Here is a 23,201-nt window from a genome sequence, read left to right as displayed (position 1 = left end):
GGATCGGTTGGGTGGGGTGAGAGTGACCGATCCGACCGCCCCCGTAGGCAGTAGGCAGTCTGCAGAGACGAGGAAGAAACCCGTGAGCGACGTCCGTAACGTGATCATCATCGGCTCCGGGCCCGCGGGTTACACCGCTGCGCTCTACACGGCCCGCGCGTCGCTGAAGCCGCTCGTGTTCGAGGGAGCCGTCACCGCCGGTGGCGCCCTGATGAACACGACCGAGGTGGAGAACTTCCCCGGCTTCCGTGACGGCATCATGGGCCCCGACCTGATGGACAACATGCGGGCCCAGGCCGAGCGCTTCGGCGCCGAGCTCGTCCCGGACGACGTCGTCGCCGTGGACCTCACCGGCGAGATCAAGACCGTCACCGACACCGCCGGCAACGTGTACCGCGCCAAGGCCGTCATCGTCACCACCGGCTCCCAGCACCGCAAGCTCGGCCTGCCGAACGAGGACGCCCTCTCCGGCCGCGGTGTCTCCTGGTGCGCCACCTGTGACGGCTTCTTCTTCCGCGACCAGGACATCGCCGTGGTCGGCGGCGGCGACACCGCGATGGAGGAGGCCACCTTCCTCTCGCGCTTCGCCAAGTCGGTCACCATCGTCCACCGCCGGGACAGCCTGCGCGCCTCGAAGGCGATGCAGGAGCGCGCCTTCGCCGACCCGAAGATCTCTTTCGCCTGGGACAGCGAGGTCGCCGAGATCCACGGCGAGCAGAAGCTCAGCGGTCTGACCCTGCGCAACACCAAGACCGGTGAGACCCGCGAGCTCCCGGTGACGGGCCTCTTCATCGCCGTGGGCCACGACCCGCGCACCGAGCTCTTCAAGGGCCAGCTGGACCTGGACGCGGAGGGCTACCTGAAGGTCGACGCGCCGTCCACGCGCACCAACCTCTCGGGCGTCTTCGGTGCCGGTGACGTCGTCGACCACACCTACCGCCAGGCGATCACCGCCGCCGGTACCGGTTGCTCCGCCGCCCTCGACGCCGAGCGCTTCCTCGCCGCCCTCGCGGACAGCGAGCAGCTCGCCGAGACCCCCGCGGTCTGACCCCTACGCTCCCCTCTCCTCACACCCCGCTGATTTAAGGAGGTCGCCGTGGCCGGCGCCCTGAAGAACGTGACCGACGCTTCCTTCGAAGAGGACGTCCTCAAGAGCGACAAGCCCGTCCTGGTGGACTTCTGGGCGGCTTGGTGCGGCCCGTGCCGCCAGATCGCCCCGTCGCTGGAGGCCATCGCCGCCGAGCACGGTGAGATCGAGGTCGTGAAGCTCAACATCGACGAGAACCCGGCCACCGCCGCCAAGTACGGCGTCATGTCCATCCCGACGCTGAACGTCTACCAGAACGGCGAGGTCGTGAAGACGATCGTCGGCGCCAAGCCGAAGGCCGCGATCCTGCGCGACCTGGAGGGCTTCGTCGAGGCCAAGTAGGCCCGACGCCGCTCCCCGGCACCCCTGTTTCACGTGAAACAGTGACGGCCCGTCCCCTTCCGAGGGGGCGGGCCGTTGTCGTCGCCGGTCAACCCGTTGCCGGCGGGGTCCCCGTCACAGGGGCCTGAGCGCGGGCTCCTTCTGGACGGCGCCGAGAAGGCGGTCGAGCGCCATCTCCACGTCCTCCTTCCAGGAGAGCGTCGTCCGCAGCTCCAACCGCAGCCGGGGAAAGCTCGGATGGGGCCGCACGGTCTTGAAGCCCACGGCGAGCAGGTGCTCGGCGGGGAGCACACACGCCGGCTCCTTCCAGCGGGCGTCGCCGAAGGCCTCGATCGCCTTGAAGCCCCGCCGCAGCAGATCCTTCGCGACCGTCTGCACCATCGTCCTGCCGAGGCCCTGCCCCTGATACCCCGGCATGATCCAGGCGGTCATCAGCTGCACCGCGTCCGCGGCGACCGGACTCGTGGGAAAGGCGGTGGAGCGGGGGACATAGGCCGGCGGCGCGTAGAGCACATAGCCGACCGGGATGTCGTCCACATAGACCACCCGGCCGCAGGAACCCCATTCGAGGAGGACGGCGGAGATCCAGGACTCCTTCTCCAGTTCCGGGCGGCCGGCCTTCACGGCGGCCTCGCCACTCACCGGATCGAGCTCCCAGAAGACACAGGAGCGACATCGCTTGGGGAGATCCGGAAGGTTGTCCAGCGTGAGCGGTACGAGCCGACGCCCCACGGCTGCTCCTCGCTTCCCTCGGCCATCGCTGTACGAATATGCCTCTCAGAATCGTAACGAGGGGCCGATCGGGGCGATACCGCGGACAGGCAAAGGGCGGAGCGCGTTCCGGTGAATGTCGGATCGCGCCCCGCCCCGGGGCGAGAGCGAGGGAGTTTCAGCCCTCGGAGTCCTGCCCGTCCTCGGCGTCCTGGGCCGCCGCACCGTGGTCCATGACGCGGCCCTCGCCGGGGGCCAGTGTCGACAGGATGCGCTCCAGGTCCTCCATCGAGGCGAACTCGACGACGATCTTGCCCTTCTTCTGGCCCAGGTCGACCTTCACCCGGGTCTCGAAGCGGTCGGACAGCCGGGTCGCCAGATCACGCAGCGCCGGGGAGACCCGGGCGCCGGCCCGCGGACCCTTGGGCTTGACCGGAGACGAGGGCTCCGAGCCCATCACCGTGACGATCTCCTCGACCGCCCGCACCGAGAGGCCCTCGGCCACGATCCGGTACGCCAGCTTGTCCTGGACCTCCGGGTCGTCCACGGAGAGCAGGGCCCGTGCGTGACCGGCCGAGAGGACACCGGCCGCCACCCGGCGCTGCACCGGCGGGGACAGCCGGAGCAGACGCAGCGTGTTGGAGACCTGGGGCCGCGAGCGTCCGATGCGGTCGGCCAGCTGGTCGTGGGTGCAGTTGAAGTCCTTGAGGAGCTGGTCGTAGGCGGCGGCCTCCTCCAGCGGGTTCAGCTGGGCCCGGTGCAGGTTCTCCAGGAGGGCGTCCAGGAGCAGCTTCTCGTCCTCGGTGGCCCGCACGATCGCCGGGATCCGCTCCAGGCCCGCCTCACGGCAGGCCCGCCAACGGCGCTCGCCCATGATGAGCTCGTAGCGCTCGGGGGCCAGCTGACGCACGACGACCGGCTGGAGCAGACCGACCTCCTTGATGGAGGTGATGAGCTCGGCCAGGGCGTCCTCGTCGAAGACCTCGCGCGGCTGGCGCGGGTTCGGCGTGATCGAGTCCAGCGGCAGCTCGGCGAAGTGCGCACCGGCGGGGGACTCGGGCAGCGGCTCCGGCTCGGCAGCGGGCACCACGGAATCCGGGGACTGCGGGCTCGCCGGCAGGGTCGCCAGCTTGGCCGCGGCCACCCCGCGCTCGGAGCCGAGCGCCGGAAGGGCACCGGGGGAGGTGGCGGCCGGGACGGAGCCCACACCGACGGCCGGGGCCGCCGGCCGCTCCTGGGGAGCCGCGGGGATCAGCGCACCGAGACCGCGTCCCAGCCCCCTACGTCGCTCGCTCACTGGATCCCCTCCGACATTCGCTGGTTGTTCTGGTGACCCGGGTGGGACGGTCCCCCATGGGCCTGGCTCGCGTCATAGTGCAGATCGGCCCCGCGCAGGGCGATCTCACGAGCCGCTTCGAGATACGACAGGGCACCACTGGAGCCCGGGTCGTAGGTGAGCACGGTCTGGCCGTAGCTCGGCGCCTCCGAGATGCGCACGGAGCGCGGGATGCTGGTCCGCAGCACCTCCTCGCCGAAGTGGCTGCGCACCTCCTCGGCGACCTGCGAGGCGAGCCGGGTCCGACCGTCGTACATGGTCAGGAGGATCGTCGACACATGCAGATGCGGGTTCAGATGGCCCCGCACCAGGTCGACGTTCCGCAGCAGCTGCCCCAGTCCCTCAAGCGCGTAGTACTCGCACTGGATCGGGATCAGCACCTCGGCCCCCGCCACCAGGGCGTTGACCGTGAGCAGACCGAGGGAGGGCGGGCAGTCGATCAGGATGTAGTCGAGCGGCTGCTCGTAGGCCTGGATCGCCCGCTGCAGCCGGCTCTCCCGCGCCACCAGCGAGACCAGCTCGATCTCGGCGCCGGCCAGGTCGATCGTGGCGGGGGCGCAGAAGAGGCCCTCGACATCGCGGACGGGCTGGACCACCTCGGCGAGCGGCTTGCTCTCCACCAGCACGTCGTAGATCGAGGGGACCTCGGCGTGGTGGTCGATCCCGAGTGCCGTGGAGGCATTGCCCTGCGGGTCGAGGTCGACGACCAGGACGCGGGCACCGTGCAGGGCCAGGGAGGCGGCCAGATTGACCGTCGTGGTCGTCTTGCCCACGCCGCCCTTCTGGTTGGCGACCACCATCACACGGGTCTGGGCAGGCCGGGGAAGCCCCTCACCCGCACGGCCCAGGGCTTCCACAGCCAGCTGGGCGGCACGGCCAATGGGGGTGTCGTCCATCGGGGGCGGTGTTTCACGTGAAACATCCATCCCCACCGATTCGGTTCGGGGACCGGGGACCGGATCGGTCATCGGTCCCGCGATGTTGGCGTCGGACCGCAAGGACTCACTCTCCTCGGCTTCAGACTCGCGATGGAGAGAGCCTGCCATGCCTTCGGGGTCCGGAACCAGCGAGGCCCGTGGTTCTGTGGACGAATCCACCTCTGTGGACAACCCCTTCACCCTCACGGGAGGTTTCAACGGGGTGGTGCGGTCCCGAGGCGTGGCAGCCGCGCGGCCGCGGCCGATGATCCCCTGCAGCAGTGAGCGACGTTTCACGTGAAACACGATGCACGCGCCGCAGGGCCGGGACCGCCCGACACTCCGAAATCTGCACGTATCGCAGCTTGTACGGATCAGCCGGTGGTGACGAAGGACGCTCAGCGGCGCCGACGCGTACGGCTGGGGCGCGCGGCCTTGGCGCGCTTGGCGGCGAACCGCACACCACCGGGGCTCTCGCCCACCTCGACCCGGACCACCGTGGTCATCGGGTCGACGATGTCCTCGCCGACGTGGAGCACGGAGGCCTCCACCACGCCCAGCTTCGCGAGCGCGGAGCGGGCGCCGTTGATCTCCTCCTCCGCCGTGTCGCCCTTGAGCGCGAGCATTTCGCCGTAGGGACGCAGCAGCGGCACGCCCCAGCCGGCCAGCCGGTCGAGCGGTGCCACCGCGCGGGCGGTGACGACGTGCACGGGCGGCAGCTTGCCGAGCATCTCCTCGGCCCGGCCGCGGACCACGGTCACATGGTCGAGGCCGAGCAGTTCGACGGCCTCCTGGAGGAAGTTGGTGCGCCGCAGCAGCGGCTCCAGGAGCGTGATCTTCAGATCGCGGCGCACCAGGGCCAGCGGGATGCCGGGCAGGCCGGCGCCCGAGCCGACGTCGCACACCGTGACGCCCTCGGGGACGACCTCGGAGAGCACGGCGCAGTTCAGGAGATGCCGCTCCCACAGCCGGGGGACCTCGCGGGGGCCGATGAGGCCCCGCTTGACCCCGGCGTCCGCCAGAAGCTCCGCGTACCGGACCGCCTCCGGGAAGTACTCGCCGAAGACTGTCCGCGCCTGCTCCGGCGCCTGGGGGAGCTCAGCTGCCTCCGTCACGGGGAACCGTCCTTCCGTACCGCACGCATACCGCGCGAGCGCACTGTGTGGCTGACTATCAGGCTGACAAAATTCGGCCCCGCCTGCGAACAGACGGGGCCGACACTACGAGGGGGTTCAGGCAGGGAGCACGACGACGAAGCGCTGCGGCTCCTCGCCCTCGGACTCGCTGCGCAGACCGGCGGCGGCGACCGCGTCGTGCACGACCTTGCGCTCGAACGGGGTCATCGGGTCCAGCTTCACCGGCTCGCCCGAGGTCTTGACCTCCTGCGCGGCCTTGGCGCCCAGCTCGGCGAGCTCGGCCCGCTTCTTGGCACGGAAGCCCGCGATGTCGAGCATCAGCCGGCTGCGGTCACCGGTCTCCCGGTGCACGGCGAGCCGGGTCAGCTCCTGAAGGGCCTCCAGCACCTCTCCGTCGCGGCCGACCAGCTTCTGCAGGTCACGGCTGCCGGAGTCGCTGATGATCGAGACCGAGGCCCGGTCCGCCTCGACGTCCATGTCGATGTCGCCGTCGAGATCGGCGATGTCGAGCAGGCCCTCGAGGTAGTCGGCCGCGATCTCACCCTCCTGCTCCAGGCGGGTCAGGGTGTCGCCACCCTCGGCGGCGGAGGTGGTGCCTTCCGTCACGGATGGACTCCTTCTTGCTTCGTGGAGGCTTACTTCTTGGAGGAGGGGTGCTTGGGCCGCTGCTGGCCCTTGCGCTGGCCGGACTTGGCCTGGCCCTGACGGGAGCCGCCGGAGTTGGCCCGGCTGGGCCGGGCCGGCTTGTCACCTGCGGCCTGGTCACTGGCGGAAGCCGCCTTGGTGCCCTTGGCCGAGGACTGCGGCTTCTTCTCCAGCGAGGTGGCCCCGGTGCCGGGAGCCGCGTCCTGGGGCTCGTCCGCCGTGTCGGCGTCCTTCGCCTGGGACTGCTGCGCACTGGCGGCCTGGCGCTGGGCCTTGGTCTGCCGCTTGGGCTGCTGGCGCCGGGTGGTGGCGCCGCCCTCCGCCTCGGCGACCGCGCTGTCGCTCTTGATCACGGTGCCGTCGACCTGGGCGGCGAAGCCGGCCTTGGCCAGGCCCGCGAAGAAGCGGCGCTCGTTGTCGTTGCGGTCGCTGCCCTTGGCGACGATGGCCTTCACGATGTTCTTGCGGCGGCGGCCGCGGACCTCACCGTGGTGGGTGACGCTCTTGAGCAGGCGCTGCAGGTAGGCGTCCTGGGCCTTGCTGCCCGGCGTCGGGTTCTGGTTGATCACGTACATCTGCTGGCCCATGGTCCACACGTTGGTGGTCAGCCAGTAGACGAGGACACCGACGGGGAAGTTGACGCCCATGACGGCGAAGATCACCGGGAAGATGTACATGAGCATCTTCTGCTGCTGCATGTACGGGGTCTTCACGGAGAGGTCGACGTTCTTCATCATCAGCTGGCGCTGGGTGAAGAACTGCGAGGCCGACATCAGGATGATCATGACCGCGGTGACGATGCGGACGTCGGTGATCGAGGCGTTGAGGGAGGCGACCTTCTCGGCGCTGTCCGTGAACTTGGCGGCCAGCGGGGCGCCGAAGATGTGCGCCTGACGCGCGCTGTCGAGCAGCGACTGGTTGATGACACCGATCGTCTTGCCCTCGGCGATGTGCGAGAGCACCGAGTACAGGGCGAAGAAGAACGGCGACTGCGCCAGGATGGGAAGGCACGAGGAGAGCGGGTTGGTGCCCGTCTCCTTGTACAGCTTCATCATCTCTTCGGACTGACGCTGCTTGTCGCTCTTGTAGCGCTCCTGGATCGCCTTCATCTTCGGCTGGAGCGCCTGCATGTTCCGCGTCGACTTGATCTGCTTCACGAAGAGCGGGATCAGACAGATGCGGATCAGCACCACGAGGGAAACGATCGACAGGCCCCAGGCCCAGCCCGTGTCAGGGCCGAAGATCGCCCCGTACAGCTTGTGGAACTGGACGATCACCCATGAGACAGGGGTGGTGATGAAGCTGAAAAAATTGGCAATCGTGTCCACTAATCAGGCTCCTTGAGCATTGGGCGAGGTCTCTGCGGCCGGGCTCGTCTCGGCGGAGGACCCGCCCTTGTCTCCACGCAGGGCGGTACGCAGCATCTCGTGCCACCGCGGCCGCTTGCGCTGGGGGACATGGTCCACGCCGCCGGGCGACCACGGGTTGCACCGCAGGATGCGCCAGGCGGTCAGGGCAGTGCCCTTGATCGCGCCATGCCGGTCGATGGCCGTGAATCCGTAGTGGGAACACGACGGGTAGTACCGGCAGACGGGACCCAGGAGCGGGCTGATCGTCCACTGGTACAGCTTGATGAGAGCCAGCAGCGGGTACTTCATCGCGTGCCCCCTCCCAGCAGCCGCTGCAGAGCGGCGTCCAGGTCTCGGGCCAGCTGATCGTGTTCGGCGTCGCCGGCTCCGGGCAACGCCCGTACGACCACCAGGCTACCGGGGGGAAGCAGGGAGAGCCGCTCGCGCACGAGGTGGCGGAGACGACGCTTGACCTGGTTGCGGACGACCGCGCCGCCTACGGCCTTGCTCACGACGAAACCCGCACGCGTCGGGGGAGCGCTCTCCCCAGGCGCGTGCGGGTCCGTTGCACCGCTGCGTAGATGGACGACGAGGAGCGGGCGTCCGGCCCGGCGTCCTCTGCGTACCGCGGTCGCGAAGTCCTCGCGCCGCCTCAGCCGATTCTCGGAAGGCAGCACGTCATGACCTGCTGTGGCAGATCAGGCGGACAGGCTCGCGCGACCCTTGGCACGGCGGTTCGCCAGGATGGCGCGGCCGGCACGGGTGCGCATGCGCAGGCGGAAGCCGTGGGTCTTGGCGCGACGACGGTTGTTCGGCTGGAAGGTGCGCTTGCTCACTCGGGGGCTCCAGAAATGATTCGTAGATGGCGGGACATCGCCTGGCTGTCACCGTGCGCCCACGAGTAGCTCTCGCAATCGCCCGAGTGCACCGCTTCGCGATCACCTAAGGTGATCTTCGCCCATCGGAGGCAGGCGGCAGCAGCCATCGACAACTCGACCTGGTTACGGTACGCGCGGCTACGCCATCCGGTCAAACCGACCGGTCGACGGGCCGCTCTGTACACAGGCTGTGGACAACAACTTGAACCACGTCAGCCGCCCCGACTACCGTGGCTGGACTCCGCAGTCTTTTCCGATCTGTCCTTACCTGTCCTTCCGGACTTCGACCCACCGTCCCGCAGAACCACACCTTCGTGGGACCAATGAGGAAGCGTGCCCCGTGGCTGACGTACCTGCCGATCTTGCCGCAGTGTGGCCGCGCGTGCTCGAACAGCTCCTCGGGGAGGGCCAGCAGGGCATCGAGCCCAAGGACAAGCAGTGGATCGAGCGCTGCCAGCCGCTCGCGCTGGTGGCCGACACCGCCCTGCTCGCCGTGCCCAACGAATACGGCAAGCAGGTCCTCGAAGGCCGGCTCGCCCCGCTGATCAGCGAGGCCCTCAGCCGCGCCTGCGGCCGCCCGATCCGGATCGCGATCACCGTCGACGACTCCGCCGGCGAGCCCCCGGCGCCCGCGCCGCCCGCCCGGCCGGCCCCCCAGCCCTACGGCGGGTACGAGCAGCCGTCCTACGACACGTACGAGAAGTACGAGGACTACGGGCGCCCGATGCCCGACGACGGGCTGCCCACCGCGCGCCCCGCCTACCCCGACTACCAGCAGCAGCGCCCCGACCCGGGCGTCTGGCCGCGCGCCCAGGAGGACCTCTCCTGGCAGCAGCAGCGGCTCGGCGGCTTCCAGGAGCGCGACCCCTACGCGTCGCCGCGCCCGCAGCAGCCCCAGCAGCCGCGCTACGACGAGCGGCCCCCGTACGAGCAGTCCCCGCAGCGCCCCGAGCGCGCCGAGCTCCCGGACACCGACGGCCCGGCCGGCCACGGCGGCCCGGGCGCGCACGGTCCGCGGCCGGGCGGTGGCGCCACGGGCATGGGCGGCGGCACCGGCATGGGCGGCTCCTCCTCCGGCCAGGGCGGCGGGGCGGGCGCGCCCGGCGAGCAGCACGCGCGGCTCAACCCCAAGTACCTGTTCGACACCTTCGTCATCGGTTCCTCGAACCGCTTCGCGCACGCGGCCGCGGTCGCCGTCGCCGAGGCGCCGGCGAAGGCGTACAACCCGCTCTTCATCTACGGCGAGTCGGGCCTCGGCAAGACCCATCTGCTCCACGCGATCGGGCACTACGCGCGCAGCCTCTACCCGGGCACCCGGGTGCGGTACGTGAGCTCGGAGGAGTTCACCAACGAGTTCATCAACTCGATCCGCGACGGCAAGGGCGACGCGTTCCGCAAGCGCTACCGCGACGTGGACATCCTGCTGGTCGACGACATCCAGTTCCTGGCGAGCAAGGAGTCGACGCAGGAGGAGTTCTTCCACACCTTCAACACGCTCCACAACGCCAACAAGCAGATCGTGCTGTCCTCCGACCGCCCGCCGAAGCAGCTGATGACCCTGGAGGACCGGCTGCGCAACCGCTTCGAGTGGGGTCTGACCACCGACGTGCAGCCGCCGGAGCTGGAGACGCGCATCGCGATCCTGCGCAAGAAGGCGGTCCAGGAGCAGCTGAACGCCCCGCCGGAGGTGCTGGAGTTCATCGCCTCCCGGATCTCGCGGAACATCCGTGAGCTGGAGGGCGCGCTGATCCGCGTCACCGCCTTCGCGAGCCTCAACCGGCAGCCGGTGGACCTCGGGCTCACCGAGATCGTCCTCAAGGACCTGATCCCGGGCGGCGAGGACACGGCGCCGGAGATCACCGCCGGCGCGATCATGGCGGCCACGGCGGACTACTTCGGGCTGACCGTCGAGGACCTGTGCGGCTCCTCGCGCAGCCGGGTGCTCGTCACCGCCCGCCAGATCGCCATGTACCTGTGCCGGGAGCTCACGGACCTGTCGCTGCCGAAGATCGGCGCGCAGTTCGGCGGCCGGGACCACACGACCGTGATGCACGCGGACCGCAAGATCCGTGCGCTGATGGCGGAGCGGCGCTCCATCTACAACCAGGTCACCGAGCTCACCAACCGCATCAAGAACGGCTGACGCGGCCGCTTCGCCGAAGGGCGCCCCGGGTAGGGATCCGGGGCGCCCTTCGGCGTTCCCCGGCCCCCTCCGCGCTCCGTGGGCCGTTCGGAGCAGCCCTGGAGGCCCGGTTCTCCGGTCCGCGGCGGCTCGGCGGGCGTCCGCCGGCCGGGTGGGCTGTTCGATTAGTGAGGTGCGCTGGCGGGTTCTCCACAGATTGCGGGATGATCTCCCGTCCACAGGGTGGGGACTGCGAAGTTATCCGGATCGCATCCACAGGCCCCCCTGGTGACAGACCATCACCCCAGGTCAGGGGGCTGTGGAATTGTTGGCAAACGATCTCCACAGCCTGTGGACGAAACTTTCGTCCACAGGGGGCCCGCAGAGTTGTCCACCGGCAACCCACAGGGGCGGCTCGGTTGCCCACAGCTTCTCCACACCGCTGTCCACTGTTCGGCAACGAAACACCCGCGCTCACTGGGGCGAGTGAAAGCCGTCACACCAAGGGAGACGTTTGGGCTGTGGGGAACCTGGGGAAAGCTGGGGACAGCACTGGGGAGAACTCCCCGTCGCCTGTGAATCGGGTGTGCAGAACTTTCGTGTGTCCACAGCGAGCCCTGGTTTTCCACGGGCCGCACCCACAGGGGCGGTGGACAAAAAACCGGGCCTGACCTGCATGGACGACGTTATCCACGGTTTCCACAGGCCCTACTACTACTCCCACTCATAGTTAGCCCGGAATCCGCTTTGAAGCGGGGCCTGTGCACAACTCGGGCCCGGAGCTCCGGCGAGCTCTTGTCGCGACTTGACCCCGAGCCGCACCGAGTGTCGGTGGCGTACGTCAGACTGGTTCCCGCAGTCGACGAAGAGCCAGCAACAAGCAGGAGGCGGTTCCGGTGAAGATCCGGGTGGAGCGCGATGTACTCGCGGAGGCGGTGGCCTGGGTGGCCCGCAGCCTTCCGGCCCGTCCGCCGGCGCCCGTACTCGCGGGCCTTCTGCTGAAGGCCGAGGACGGCGCGCTGAGCTTCTCCAGCTTTGACTACGAGGTCTCGGCCCGGGTCTCCGTCGAGGCCGAGGTCGAGGAGGACGGCACCGTCCTGGTCTCCGGCCGACTGCTCGCCGACATCTGCCGCGCCCTCCCCAACCGCCCTGTGGAGATCTCCACGGACGGCGTGCGGGCGACCGTGGTCTGCGGCTCCTCCCGCTTCACCCTCCACACCCTGCCTGTGGAGGAGTACCCGGCGCTGCCCGAGATGCCCACCGCGACCGGCACCGTGCCCGGCGAGGTCTTCGCCTCCGCCGCCGCCCAGGTGGCCATCGCCGCCGGCCGCGACGACACGCTGCCCGTCCTCACCGGTGTGCGCATCGAGATCGAGGGCGACACCGTCACCCTGGCCTCCACCGACCGCTACCGCTTCGCGGTCCGCGAGTTCCTGTGGAAGCCGGAGTCCCCGGACGCCTCCGCCGTGGCCCTGGTGCCGGCGAAGACCCTCCTGGACACCGCCAAGGCGCTCACCAGCGGTGACACGGTCACCCTGGCGCTCTCCGGCTCCGGCAAGGGCGAGGGCCTGATCGGCTTCGAGGGCGCCGGCCGCCGCACCACCACCCGGCTGCTCGAGGGCGACCTGCCGAAGTACCGGACGCTCTTCCCCACCGAGTTCAACTCGGTCGCGGTGATCGAGACCGCCCCCTTCGTCGAGGCCGTCAAGCGCGTCGCCCTGGTGGCCGAGCGCAACACTCCGGTCCGGCTGAGCTTCGAGCAGGGCGTGCTGATCCTGGAGGCCGGCTCCAGCGACGACGCACAGGCTGTGGAGCGCGTGGACGCGCAGCTGGAGGGCGACGACATCTCGATCGCCTTCAACCCGACCTTCCTGCTGGACGGACTGAGCGCGATCGACTCCCCGGTCGCCCAGCTCTCCTTCACGACCTCCACCAAGCCCGCGCTGCTCAGCGGCAAGCCGGCGCTCGACGCGGAGGCCGACGAGGCCTACAAGTACCTGATCATGCCGGTACGCCTGAGCGGCTGACCCCACAGGTGTGCGGCGGGGTCCGGGCGTAGGCTCGGACCCGGGTACGAACCGCACACGACGCTTAAGGAATCTCTGATGGAGCTCGGTCTCGTCGGTCTCGGCAAGATGGGCGGCAACATGCGCGAGCGCATCCGCCGCGCAGGCCACACTGTCGTCGGATACGACCGCAACCCGGACCTCGCCGACGTCCACAGCCTCGAAGAGCTTGTGGGCAAGCTCAAGGGTCCGCGCGTCGTGTGGGTCATGGTCCCCGCCGGCGCGGCGACCCAGTCCACCATCGACGAGCTGGCGGAGCTGCTCTCCCCCGGTGACGTCGTCGTGGACGGCGGAAACTCGCGCTGGACGGACGACGAGAAGCACGCCGAGGAGCTCGCCGCCAAGGGCATCGGCTTCGTCGACTGCGGCGTCTCCGGCGGCGTCTGGGGCCTGGAGAACGGCTACGCGCTGATGTACGGCGGCGACGCCGAGCACGTGGCCCGGGTCCAGCCGATCTTCGACGCCCTCAAGCCCGAGGGCGAGTTCGGCTCGGTGCACGCCGGCAAGGTCGGCGCCGGCCACTTCGCGAAGATGGTCCACAACGGCATCGAGTACGCGATGATGCAGGCCTACGCCGAGGGCTGGGAGCTCCTGGAGAAGGTCGACTCCGTCACCGACGTGCGCGAGGTCTTCCGCTCCTGGCAGGAGGGCACGGTCATCCGCTCCTGGCTGCTCGACCTCGCGGTCAACGCGCTGGACGAGGACGAGCACCTGGACAAGCTCCGCGGCTACGCGGAGGACTCCGGCGAGGGCCGGTGGACCGTCGAGGCGGCGATCGACAACGCCGTGCCGCTGCCGGCGATCACCGCGTCGCTGTTCGCGCGGTTCGCCTCGCGTCAGGACGACTCGCCGCAGATGAAGATGATCGCCGCGCTGCGCAACCAGTTCGGCGGCCACGCGGTCGAGACGAAGAAGTAATCCACAGGCTGTGCACCCCGCGGTGCACAGCCGCCGGGGGAAGAAGGTCGGCGCCCACCATGCACGTCACGCATCTGTCGCTGGCCGACTTCCGCTCGTACGCCCGGGTCGAGGTCCCGCTCGACCCGGGCGTCACCGCGTTCGTGGGGGCGAACGGCCAGGGCAAGACCAATCTCGTCGAGGCGGTCGGCTATCTCGCCACCCTCGGCAGCCACCGCGTCTCCTCGGACGCCCCGCTGGTGCGGATGGGCGCGGAGCGGGCGGTGATCCGGGCCGCCGTCACCCAGGGCGAGCGCTCCCAGCTGGTCGAGCTCGAACTCAACCCGGGGCGCGCGAACCGGGCCAGGATCAACAGGTCCTCGCAGGTCAGGCCGCGCGACGTGCTGGGGATCGTACGGACGGTGCTGTTCGCGCCGGAGGACCTGGCGCTGGTCAAGGGCGACCCCGGTGAGCGCCGGCGCTTCCTCGACGAGCTGATCACGGCGCGCGCGCCGCGCATGGCGGGCGTGCGCTCCGACTACGAGCGGGTGCTCAAGCAGCGCAACACGCTCCTGAAGTCGGCCGCCATGGCGCGGCGGCACGGCGGCCGCTCCATGGACATGTCCACGCTCGACGTCTGGGACCAGCACCTGGCCCGGGCCGGCGCCGAGCTGCTCGCCCAGCGCCTCGACCTGATCGCCACGCTCCAGCCGCTCGCCGACAAGGCCTACGAGCAGCTGGCCCCGGGCGGCGGGCCGGTGCACCTGGAGTACAAGCCCTCGGCGCCCGGGGCCGGGCACACCCGCGAGGAGCTGTACGGGCAGCTGATCGCCGCCCTCGCCGACGTGCGCAAGCAGGAGATCGAGCGCGGGGTCACGCTGGTCGGGCCGCACCGCGACGACCTGCTGCTCAAGCTCGGCGACCTGCCGGCCAAGGGGTACGCCAGCCACGGCGAGTCCTGGTCGTTCGCGCTGGCGCTCCGCCTCGCCTCGTACGACCTGCTGCGCGCCGAGGGCAACGAGCCGGTGCTCGTCCTCGACGACGTGTTCGCCGAGCTGGACGCGCGGCGCCGGGAGCGGCTGGCGGAGCTGGTGGCGCCGGGCGAGCAGGTGCTCGTGACGGCCGCGGTCGACGACGACGTGCCGGGGGTGCTGACCGGGACCCGGTACGCGGTGGCCGACGGCGCCGTGGAACGGGTCTGAGAGACGGGACGGCGACGGCCATGTCGATGAGCGGCGAAACTTCCCCACAGCCTGTGGACAAACCTTCGGCTCCCGAACCGACGGGCGTCGACCTCGCCCGGGTGGCGCTGCGCGCCGCCAAAGAGCAGGCGAGGGCGCGGGGTGCGGCGGCCGCGCAGAAGAAGCAGGCCCGGCGCGGTGGCGGCCTGCGCTCCGGCGCGCGCGCCGACGGGCGCGACCCGATGGCGCTCGGTGCCGCGATCAACCGGCTGATCACCGAGCGCGGCTGGGAGACCCCGGCGGCGGTGGGCGGAGTGATGGGCCGCTGGCCGCAGATCGTCGGCGACGACCTGGCCAAGCACTGCGTGCCGATCCGGTACGACGAGGACCCCGAGGAGCGGGTGCTCACCGTCCAGTGCGACTCCACGGCCTGGGCGACCCAGCTGCGGCTGCTCGCCCCGAGGCTGGTGGCCCGGCTCAACGAGGACCTGGGCCACGGCACCGTCCGCATGATCAAGGTCCTCGGCCCCGGCGGCCCCCGGCGCGGCTACGGCCCGCTCCGCGCGCCCGGCTCCACGGGCCCCGGCGACACCTACGGCTGACCGGCCCGGCCGGACCCGCCCAGGCTGCCAGCCCGCCCGACCCGTCGGACCCGCTCGGCCCGGACCCGCCCGCCCGACCTGCCCGCCGGACCTGGGCCCCCAGCGCCCGCCGGCCCCCGAGCCGGCCCTGCCCAGTCCGCCGGACGCACCCGACTCGCCGGCCCCGCCCAGCTCGCCCGACCTGCCGGGCTCGCCCGACCCGCGCACCAGCGCCCGCCCGCCCCCTCGCGCCCCGTCCGGGTGCGCCCTTCGCGTACCCGCGCGCCCTCACCCGTACCTCCGCAACCCCCTCCAACACCTCGTAACCCGCCCAAACCACCCGCCCCCCGTTCGGTCGCCACTACGCGCTACGACCCGAAGCGCTAGGTGGCCGTCAGAGGCGTCTGGAGCCCCTCTCCGGATATGGGGAGTCGTCTCGGGGCCGCGGAGGGCGGCACATGAGCATTCAGGTACCGGCAAACCCCCATGAGTGTCAGTGGTACCGGTAGACTGGAAGACAATCCCGCCACCCTGCGGAACAAGTCGAACGACGCAGCCGCTCCCGTATGCCCGGAGAACGGCCTGTGCTGTGCCAGAAAGGGCGCTTCGTGGCCGATTCCGGCAACCCCAACGAGAACAACCAGTACACCGCCAGCAACATCCAGGTCCTCGAAGGCCTGGATGCCGTGCGCAAGCGCCCTGGCATGTACATCGGCTCGACCGGTGAGCGCGGTCTGCACCACATGGTGCAGGAGGTCGTCGACAACTCGGTCGACGAAGCCCTGGCCGGGCACGCGGACACCATCGACGTGACGATCCTGGCCGACGGCGGCGTGCGCGTCGTCGACAACGGCCGCGGCATCCCCGTCGGCATCGTGGAGTCCGAGGGCAAGCCGGCCGTCGAGGTCGTGCTGACCGTCCTCCACGCGGGCGGCAAGTTCGGCGGCGGCGGCTACGCCGTCTCCGGCGGTCTGCACGGCGTCGGCGTCTCCGTCGTCAACGCCCTCTCCACCAAGGTCTCGGTGGAGATCAAGACCGACGGCTACCGCTGGACCCAGGACTACAAGATGGGCGCCCCGACCGCGCCCCTCGCCCGGCACGAGGAGACCGACGAGACCGGCACCTCGGTCACCTTCTGGTCCGACCCGGACATCTTCGAGACCACCGAGTACTCCTTCGAGACGCTCTCCCGGCGCTTCCAGGAGATGGCCTTCCTCAACAAGGGCCTGACGATCACGCTCACCGACGAGCGCGAGTCCGCGAAGGCGACCGTCGGCGCCGACGACCCGGACGCCGAGGCGGCCGCCGAGCCGACCGCGCGCACGGTGAAGTACCACTACGAGGGCGGCATCGTCGACTTCGTGAAGTACCTCAACTCGCGCAAGGGCGAGCTGATCCACCCCACCGTCATCGACATCGAGGCCGAGGACAAGGAGCGCCTGCTCTCGGTCGAGATCGCGATGCAGTGGAACTCCTCGTACAGCGAGGGCGTGTACTCCTTCGCGAACACCATCCACACCCACGAGGGCGGTACGCACGAGGAGGGCTTCCGCGCCGCGCTGACGACGCTCGTCAACAAGTACGCGCGCGAGAAGAAGCTGCTCCGCGAGAAGGACGACAACCTCACGGGTGACGACATCCGCGAGGGTCTGACCGCGATCATCTCGGTCAAGATCGGCGAGCCGCAGTTCGAGGGCCAGACCAAGACCAAGCTGGGCAACACGGAGGCGAAGACCTTCGTGCAGAAGGTCGTCTTCGAGCACCTCACGGACTGGTTCGACCGCAACCCCAACGAGGCCGCGGACATCGTCCGCAAGGGCATCACCGCCGCCACCGCGCGCGTGGCCGCGCGCAAGGCGCGCGACCTGACCCGCCGCAAGGGCCTCCTGGAGTCGGCCTCGCTGCCGGGCAAGCTGTCCGACTGCCAGTCGAACGACCCCACCAAGTGCGAGATCTTCATCGTCGAGGGTGACTCCGCCGGCGGCTCGGCCAAGTCCGGCCGCAACCCGATGTACCAGGCCATCCTGCCGATCCGCGGCAAGATCCTGAACGTCGAGAAGGCCCGGGTCGACAAGATCCTGCAGAACACCGAGGTCCAGGCGCTGATCTCCGCCTTCGGCACCGGTGTGCACGAGGACTTCGACATCGAGAAGCTCCGCTATCACAAGATCATCCTGATGGCGGACGCCGACGTCGACGGCCAGCACATCAACACCCTGCTGCTGACCTTCCTCTTCCGCTTCATGCGCCCGCTGATCGAGCACGGGCACGTCTTCCTCTCCCGCCCCCCGCTGTACAAGATCAAGTGGGGCCGGGACGACTTCGAGTACGCCTACTCGGACCGCGAGCGCGACGCCCTGGTCGAGCTCGGCAAGCAGAACGGCAAGCGCATCCGCGAGGACTCGATCCAGCGCTTCAAGGGTCTCGGCGAGATGAACGCCGAGGAGCTGCGCGTCACCACCATGGACGTCGAGCACCGCGTGCTCGGCCAGGTCACCCTGGACGACGCCGCCCAGGCCGACGACCTCTTCTCGGTGCTGATGGGCGAGGACGTCGAGGCACGGCGCTCGTTCATCCAGCGCAACGCCAAGGACGTTCGCTTCCTCGACATCTGAGTCGGTCTCAGCTGACCGTACGAAAGGACTGACGACCAGCAATGGCCGACGAAAACACTCCTGTGAACACCGGGACCGCGGAAGAGGAGGAGCCGCAGCTGCGGATCGAGCCCGTCGGGCTCGAGACCGAGATGCAGCGCTCCTACCTCGACTACGCGATGTCCGTCATCGTGTCCCGCGCGCTGCCCGACGTCCGTGACGGCCTCAAGCCGGTGCACCGCCGCGTGCTCTACGCGATGTACGACGGCGGCTACCGGCCCGAGAAGGGCTTCTACAAGTGCGCCCGCGTCGTCGGCGACGTCATGGGCACCTACCACCCGCACGGCGACACCTCCATCTACGACGCCCTGGTCCGCCTGGCCCAGCCGTGGTCGATGCGCATGCCGCTGGTCGACTCCAACGGCAACTTCGGCTCCCCGGGCAACGACCCGGCCGCCGCCATGCGCTACACCGAGTGCAAGATGGCGCCGCTGTCCATGGAGATGGTCCGGGACATCGACGAGGAGACCGTCGACTTCCAGGACAACTACGACGGCCGCAACCAGGAGCCGACGGTCCTGCCGGCCCGCTTCCCGAACCTCCTGGTCAACGGCTCCGCCGGCATCGCGGTCGGCATGGCGACCAACATCCCGCCGCACAACCTGCGCGAGGTCGCCGACGGCGCCCAGTGGTACCTGGCCCACCCCGAGGCCAGCCACGAGGAGCTGCTCGACGCGCTCGTCGAGCGCATCAAGGGCCCCGACTTCCCGACCGGCGCGCTCGTCGTCGGGCGCAAGGGCATCGAGGAGGCGTACCGCACCGGCCGCGGCTCCATCACCATGCGCGCGGTCGTCGAGGTCGAGGAGATCCAGAACCGCCAGTGCCTGGTGGTCACCGAGCTGCCCTACCAGGTCAACCCGGACAACCTCGCGCAGAAGATCGCCGACCTGGTCAAGGACGGCAAGATCGGCGGCATCGCCGACGTCCGCGACGAGACCTCCTCGCGCACCGGCCAGCGCCTGGTCATCGTGCTCAAGCGGGACGCCGTCGCCAAGGTCGTCCTCAACAACCTCTACAAGCACACCGACCTCCAGACGAACTTCGGCGCCAACATGCTGGCGCTCGTCGACGGCGTGCCGCGCACCCTCTCCCTGGACGCGTTCATCCGTCACTGGGTGACGCACCAGATCGAGGTCATCGTCCGCCGGACGAAGTTCCGGCTGCGCAAGGCCGAGGAGCGCGCCCACATCCTGCGCGGTCTGCTCAAGGCGCTCGACGCGATCGACGAGGTCATCGCGCTCATCCGGCGCAGCGAGACGGTCGAGGTCGCCCGCGCGGGCCTGATGGACCTGCTCACGATCGACGAGATCCAGGCCAACGCCATCCTCGAGATGCAGCTGCGCCGGCTCGCCGCCCTGGAGCGCCAGAAGATCGTCGCCGAGCACGACGAGCTCCAGGCCAAGATCGACGAGTACAACGCGATCCTCGCCTCGCCCGAGAAGCAGCGGGCGATCGTCAGCGAGGAGCTGGCGGCCCTGGTCGAGAAGTACGGCGACGACCGGCGCTCGCAGCTGGTGCCCTTCGACGGCGACATGTCCATCGAGGACCTGATCGCCGAGGAGGACATCGTCGTCACCATCACGCGCGGCGGCTACGTCAAGCGGACCAAGACCGAGGACTACCGCTCGCAGAAGCGCGGCGGCAAGGGCGTGCGCGGCACGAAGCTGAAGCAGGACGACATCGTCGACCACTTCTTCGTGACGACCACCCACAACTGGCTGCTGTTCTTCACCAACAAGGGCCGGGTCTACCGCGCCAAGGCCTACGAGCTGCCCGACGCCGGCCGGGACGCCCGCGGCCAGCACGTGGCCAACCTGCTGGCCTTCCAGCCGGACGAGCAGATCGCCGAGATCCTCGCGATCCGCGACTACGAGGCCGCGCCGTACCTGGTGCTCGCCACCAAGGCCGGCCTGGTGAAGAAGACCGCGCTCAAGGACTACGACTCCCCGCGCTCCGGCGGCGTCATCGCCATCAACCTGCGCGAGCGGGAGGACGGCAGCGACGACGAGCTGATCGGCGCCGAGCTGGTGTCCGCCGAGGACGACCTGCTGCTGATCTCCAAGAAGGCGCAGTCGATCCGCTTCACCGCCACCGACGACGCGCTGCGCCCGATGGGCCGAGCCACGTCCGGCGTGAAGGGGATGAGTTTCCGCGAGGACGACGAACTCCTCTCGATGAATGTCGTCCGGCCCGGTACGTTCGTCTTCACCGCGACCGACGGTGGCTACGCCAAGCGCACCGCCGTCGACGAGTACCGCGTCCAGGGCCGCGGCGGCCTCGGCATCAAGGCCGCCAAGATCGTGGAGGACCGCGGCTCCCTCGTGGGCGCGCTGGTGGTGGAGGAGACGGACGAGATCCTCGCCATCACGCTGTCCGGTGGTGTGATTCGTACGCGAGTCAACGAAGTCAGGGAGACCGGCCGTGACACCATGGGCGTCCAGCTGATCAACCTGGGCAAGCGCGATGCCGTCGTCGGAATCGCCCGCAACGCCGAGGCCGGCAGCGAGGACGAAGACGGCGACGAAGCTGCCGAGGCCGTGGAGTCGGCCGAGGCGGTCGAGGGCACGGAGCCCGAGACCGGGGAGCACGAGGAGTAGAGCGTGAGTGGAGCCACGGGCGCCGGTCCGGCCGACGGCCGGTCCGCAGGATCGAGCGGTGCCCGTGGCTCCGCCACGGACTCCCAGGGTGGGGGCACTCCCGCCGAAGGTAGGGGGATGACGGTGACGGACACCCGGGGGCAGAGGCCCTCGTACGACACGTACAACGGGCCGCTGCCCGGCGAGCGCGGGGGGACGCAGCCGCAGGGCCCGTACCACCCGCCGCAGGCCTACGGCGCCCCGCAGGGCGCGCAGGCCGGCGCGCCCGGGCAGGGCGGCGGCGGCACCCTGGGCGGCCAGAGCGCGGCCGCCCAGCGCAAGGCCCGGACGGGGGCGCGCACGACGCCGCGCACCCGCAAGGCGCGGCTGCGGGTCGCCAAGGCGGACCCGTGGTCGGTGATGAAGGTGAGCTTCCTGCTCTCCATCGCGCTCGGCATCTGCACGGTGGTGGCCGCGGCGGTGCTGTGGATGGTCATGGACGCCATGGGGGTCTTCTCGACCGTCGGCGGCACGATCTCGGAGGCGACCGGCTCCAACGAGTCGAACGGCTTCGACCTGCAGTCCTTCCTGTCGCTGCCGCGCGTCCTGATGTTCACCTCGGTGATCGCGGTGATCGACGTGGTCCTGATGACGGCCCTGGCCACGCTCGGCGCCTTCATCTACAACCTCTCCGCCGGTTTCGTGGGCGGTGTCGAGCTCACGCTCGCCGAGGACGAGTGAGGCCCCGGGGGTCGGTCCCGGGAACCGATTTTGGGACTGGCCCCCACGTGCGCTAATCTTCAGGAGTCAGCGCGCGGGACACACACCGCAAAGCGCGGCGGGGCTATAGCTCAGTTGGTTAGAGCGCATCCCTGATAAGGATGAGGCCACAGGTTCAAATCCTGTTAGCCCCACACAGAAGATCGGCCCGGACGGTTCACCCGTCCGGGCCGATTGCTTTGCCGCCGATGACCGATGTGTAGAGTGGGCGTCAGAAGTCTCCTACGTCAACGAAAGACGAGGTCGCGCGGTGAAGAAGCTTCTCCTGGTCGCACTGGCCGCCATCGGCGGGCTCCTCGTGTACCGCCAGATCCAGGCGGATCGCGCCGAGCAGGATCTGTGGACGGAGGCGACCGACTCCGTGCCCGCAGGTTCGGGTGTGTGAGACGAACCCATCGTCCAGGGGCGAGGCCCCGGCCGCATGACGCGGCCGGGGCCTCGCTCTGTTCACGGCCTCGCTCTGTTCACGGGGCCCCGTTCCGTTCGCCGAGGCTCACGCGCGTGCGCGAATGCGAAGAAATTGCTTGCTCTCGCGAATTTGTAGGGTGTCGGCGGTACCGGCGGGCAGGATGGGCCGGCACGGACACGACGAGGGGAAGCGCGTGAAGAGGCAACGGGGTACCGGGCACGGGCGCGGCGGGGCCGTCGCGTACGGGCGGGCGGCCGGGGCGCTGGCCACGGCACTGTGCGCGGGACTCGCCCTGCCGGGCGGGGCGTGGGCGGCGGCCGCGGGCGACGGGGGATACGCCTTCGACAGCGGTGCGCGGCCGGTCAAGGGCGCCGTGTCCAACCTGGACGCCGAGCGGCTGCAGCCCGGCACGACCTACCGCGACAGCATCAAGAAGGACGGCAAGCTCTACTACCGCGTCGACCTGGACGACAAGCAGAACGCCTACGTCTCCGTCGTCGCCGTCCCCCGCAAGGGCGCCCGGGCCGCCGGCTACGGCGACGGCATCAAGGTGAGCATGCAGGACGGCTCCAACAGCCAGTGCGGCTACCAGAACGTCTCCTTCACCGGCGACTTCACCCGGCCGCTCGCCGCCTACGCCCACCGCACCATCGAGCCGGAGTCGACGAGCTGTACCCAGGCCGGGGCGTACTACGTCCTCGTCGAGCGCGACTCCAAGGACGGCTCGGACGGCGGCGACTGGGACCTGGAGATCCGCTATCTGACCGAACCGGCGCTCACCAAGGCGCCCGGACCGACCGCGCTGCCCTCCGACTGGGCCTCCGGCACGCCCGGGCCGCCCGGGGGCGGCCCGCAGCGGCGGGACGGCGGGGCCGGCTTCCACGACGCCACCTCGCTCACCCAGGGCGAGTGGCGCACCGATCTCAGGCCCGGCCAGACCGCCTACTACCGGGTGCCGGTCGACTGGGGCCAGCAGCTGTTCGCCGGCGCCGAGCTGGGCAGCAGCCCGGCCGGGGACGCCTTCGTGTCGAACGCGCTGGTGCTGTCCCTGGAGAACCCGGCGCGCGGCCACGTCGACCAGGAGTCGATGACGTACTCCGGCGACCCGGCGACGATGGCGCTCGACCCGGAGCGCCCGGTGGCCTACGAGAACCGCTTCTCCTCGAACGACTCCACCAGCGCCATGCGCTTCGCCGGCTGGTACTACCTGTCGGCGACGCTCAGCCCGGAGCTGGCGAAGGGGTACGGGGACAAGCCGCTGCCGGTGACCCTCAAGGTGAGCGTCACCGGAAAGGCGAAGGCCGCGCCGCCGTACGCCGGACCGGCCGGGGAGTTCTCGGTGACCGCGGACGACCGGGACGCGGCCGCCAGCGGGCAGAGCGGCCCCGAGATCGAGCGCAGCGGCACGTTCAAGGTCGTCGGCGTGGCCGGCATCGGCGCGGGCAGCGTGCTGCTGCTCGGCCTGGGCGCGTGGTGGCTGCTGGCCCGCCGCCGGGCGGACTGAGGCGCCGGAGCACGGGGCGCAGGGGCCTTG

General features: G+C 70.0%; 21 protein-coding genes and 1 tRNA gene. 13 read left to right on the top strand and 9 right to left on the bottom strand.

Annotated elements, in window-relative coordinates:
• Positions 1–82: 82 nt before the first annotated feature.
• Together trxB and trxA are read left to right on the top strand one after the other, a co-directional pair.
• Positions 83–1,048: a thioredoxin-disulfide reductase gene (gene trxB / locus ACIGW2_RS12565; protein ID WP_356062175.1), complete on the top strand. Its 966-nt coding sequence runs from the start codon at positions 83–85 to the stop codon at positions 1,046–1,048.
• Between the two features lie 48 nt (positions 1,049–1,096).
• Positions 1,097–1,429: a thioredoxin gene (gene trxA, locus ACIGW2_RS12560; RefSeq protein WP_361578634.1), complete on the top strand. Its 333-nt coding sequence runs from the start codon at positions 1,097–1,099 to the stop codon at positions 1,427–1,429.
• Between the two features lie 114 nt (positions 1,430–1,543).
• On the opposite strand, the gene ACIGW2_RS12555 is transcribed toward trxA, so the two are convergent.
• The 9 genes from ACIGW2_RS12555 to rpmH form a co-directional block, all read right to left on the bottom strand.
• Positions 1,544–2,161, bottom strand: coding sequence for a GNAT family N-acetyltransferase (locus tag ACIGW2_RS12555; protein WP_356062169.1), 618 nt, complete (start codon positions 2,159–2,161; stop codon positions 1,544–1,546).
• Positions 2,162–2,318: 157 nt separating this feature from the next.
• Positions 2,319–3,437: a ParB/RepB/Spo0J family partition protein gene (locus ACIGW2_RS12550; protein WP_399843221.1), complete on the bottom strand. Its 1,119-nt coding sequence runs from the start codon at positions 3,435–3,437 to the stop codon at positions 2,319–2,321.
• Positions 3,434–4,522 carry a ParA family protein gene (locus tag ACIGW2_RS12545; protein ID WP_361578628.1) on the bottom strand — a complete coding sequence of 363 codons (1,089 nt, stop codon included), beginning with the start codon at positions 4,520–4,522 and terminating at the stop codon, positions 3,434–3,436. The genes ACIGW2_RS12550 and ACIGW2_RS12545 overlap by 4 nt, the downstream gene beginning before the upstream one ends.
• A gap of 269 nt (positions 4,523–4,791) precedes the next feature.
• Complete coding sequence (rsmG, locus tag ACIGW2_RS12540) at positions 4,792–5,508, bottom strand: 16S rRNA (guanine(527)-N(7))-methyltransferase RsmG (RefSeq protein ID WP_361578625.1); 717 nt, start codon at positions 5,506–5,508, stop codon at positions 4,792–4,794.
• Between the two features lie 117 nt (positions 5,509–5,625).
• The gene (locus tag ACIGW2_RS12535) at positions 5,626–6,135 is read right to left on the bottom strand and encodes a R3H domain-containing nucleic acid-binding protein (RefSeq protein WP_361578622.1); all 510 of its coding nucleotides are present in this window, start codon (positions 6,133–6,135) and stop codon (positions 5,626–5,628) included.
• 29 nt (positions 6,136–6,164) lie between these two features.
• Positions 6,165–7,502 carry a membrane protein insertase YidC gene (gene yidC / locus ACIGW2_RS12530; protein ID WP_399843217.1) on the bottom strand — a complete coding sequence of 446 codons (1,338 nt, stop codon included), beginning with the start codon at positions 7,500–7,502 and terminating at the stop codon, positions 6,165–6,167.
• A gap of 3 nt (positions 7,503–7,505) precedes the next feature.
• Positions 7,506–7,832 (bottom strand): membrane protein insertion efficiency factor YidD, encoded by a 327-nt coding sequence (yidD, locus tag ACIGW2_RS12525; protein WP_356062153.1) that lies wholly within the window; start codon positions 7,830–7,832, stop codon positions 7,506–7,508.
• Complete coding sequence (gene rnpA, locus ACIGW2_RS12520) at positions 7,829–8,200, bottom strand: ribonuclease P protein component (protein WP_356062151.1); 372 nt, start codon at positions 8,198–8,200, stop codon at positions 7,829–7,831. The genes yidD and rnpA overlap by 4 nt, the downstream gene beginning before the upstream one ends.
• A gap of 21 nt (positions 8,201–8,221) precedes the next feature.
• A complete protein-coding gene (gene rpmH / locus ACIGW2_RS12515) occupies positions 8,222–8,359 on the bottom strand; it encodes a 50S ribosomal protein L34 (RefSeq protein WP_015659252.1) in 138 nt (45 codons plus the stop codon).
• 382 nt (positions 8,360–8,741) lie between these two features.
• On the opposite strand from rpmH, the gene dnaA reads away from it, so the two are divergent.
• The 11 genes from dnaA to ACIGW2_RS12460 all read left to right on the top strand — a co-directional run bounded on the left by dnaA (position 8,742) and on the right by ACIGW2_RS12460 (position 23,171).
• The gene (dnaA, locus tag ACIGW2_RS12510; RefSeq protein ID WP_361578614.1) at positions 8,742–10,544 is read left to right on the top strand and encodes a chromosomal replication initiator protein DnaA; all 1,803 of its coding nucleotides are present in this window, start codon (positions 8,742–8,744) and stop codon (positions 10,542–10,544) included.
• Positions 10,545–11,419: 875 nt separating this feature from the next.
• Positions 11,420–12,550, top strand: coding sequence for a DNA polymerase III subunit beta (gene dnaN / locus ACIGW2_RS12505; protein WP_015034855.1), 1,131 nt, complete (start codon positions 11,420–11,422; stop codon positions 12,548–12,550).
• Between the two features lie 78 nt (positions 12,551–12,628).
• Positions 12,629–13,507: a phosphogluconate dehydrogenase (NAD(+)-dependent, decarboxylating) gene (gene gnd, locus ACIGW2_RS12500; protein WP_356062145.1), complete on the top strand. Its 879-nt coding sequence runs from the start codon at positions 12,629–12,631 to the stop codon at positions 13,505–13,507.
• Positions 13,508–13,566: 59 nt separating this feature from the next.
• Entirely contained in the window at positions 13,567–14,688 is a 1,122-nt protein-coding gene (gene recF, locus ACIGW2_RS12495) for a DNA replication/repair protein RecF (RefSeq protein WP_391653998.1), read from the top strand.
• A gap of 26 nt (positions 14,689–14,714) precedes the next feature.
• Positions 14,715–15,269: a DciA family protein gene (locus ACIGW2_RS12490; protein ID WP_361578606.1), complete on the top strand. Its 555-nt coding sequence runs from the start codon at positions 14,715–14,717 to the stop codon at positions 15,267–15,269.
• Positions 15,270–15,832: 563 nt separating this feature from the next.
• Positions 15,833–17,863: a DNA topoisomerase (ATP-hydrolyzing) subunit B gene (gene gyrB / locus ACIGW2_RS12485; protein WP_356066747.1), complete on the top strand. Its 2,031-nt coding sequence runs from the start codon at positions 15,833–15,835 to the stop codon at positions 17,861–17,863.
• 41 nt (positions 17,864–17,904) lie between these two features.
• A complete protein-coding gene (gene gyrA, locus ACIGW2_RS12480) occupies positions 17,905–20,499 on the top strand; it encodes a DNA gyrase subunit A (protein WP_356066746.1) in 2,595 nt (864 codons plus the stop codon).
• Positions 20,500–20,622: 123 nt separating this feature from the next.
• A complete protein-coding gene (locus tag ACIGW2_RS12475) occupies positions 20,623–21,219 on the top strand; it encodes a DUF3566 domain-containing protein (protein WP_391654257.1) in 597 nt (198 codons plus the stop codon).
• Positions 21,220–21,318: 99 nt separating this feature from the next.
• Positions 21,319–21,392 (top strand) — tRNA-Ile (locus tag ACIGW2_RS12470).
• 116 nt (positions 21,393–21,508) lie between these two features.
• Positions 21,509–21,643: a DLW-39 family protein gene (locus ACIGW2_RS12465; RefSeq protein WP_003958712.1), complete on the top strand. Its 135-nt coding sequence runs from the start codon at positions 21,509–21,511 to the stop codon at positions 21,641–21,643.
• Between the two features lie 217 nt (positions 21,644–21,860).
• Positions 21,861–23,171: a hypothetical protein gene (locus ACIGW2_RS12460; RefSeq protein ID WP_391654000.1), complete on the top strand. Its 1,311-nt coding sequence runs from the start codon at positions 21,861–21,863 to the stop codon at positions 23,169–23,171.
• The last annotated feature ends 30 nt before the right edge of the window (positions 23,172–23,201 follow it).

It is taken from the genome of Streptomyces sp. NPDC053541, from assembly GCF_044544705.1.
In the GTDB taxonomy this organism is placed as follows: Bacteria; Actinomycetota; Actinomycetes; order Streptomycetales; family Streptomycetaceae; genus Streptomyces.
The sequence above is the reverse complement of the archived record's forward strand: the minus strand, read 5'-3'. Positions and strand labels throughout refer to the sequence as shown.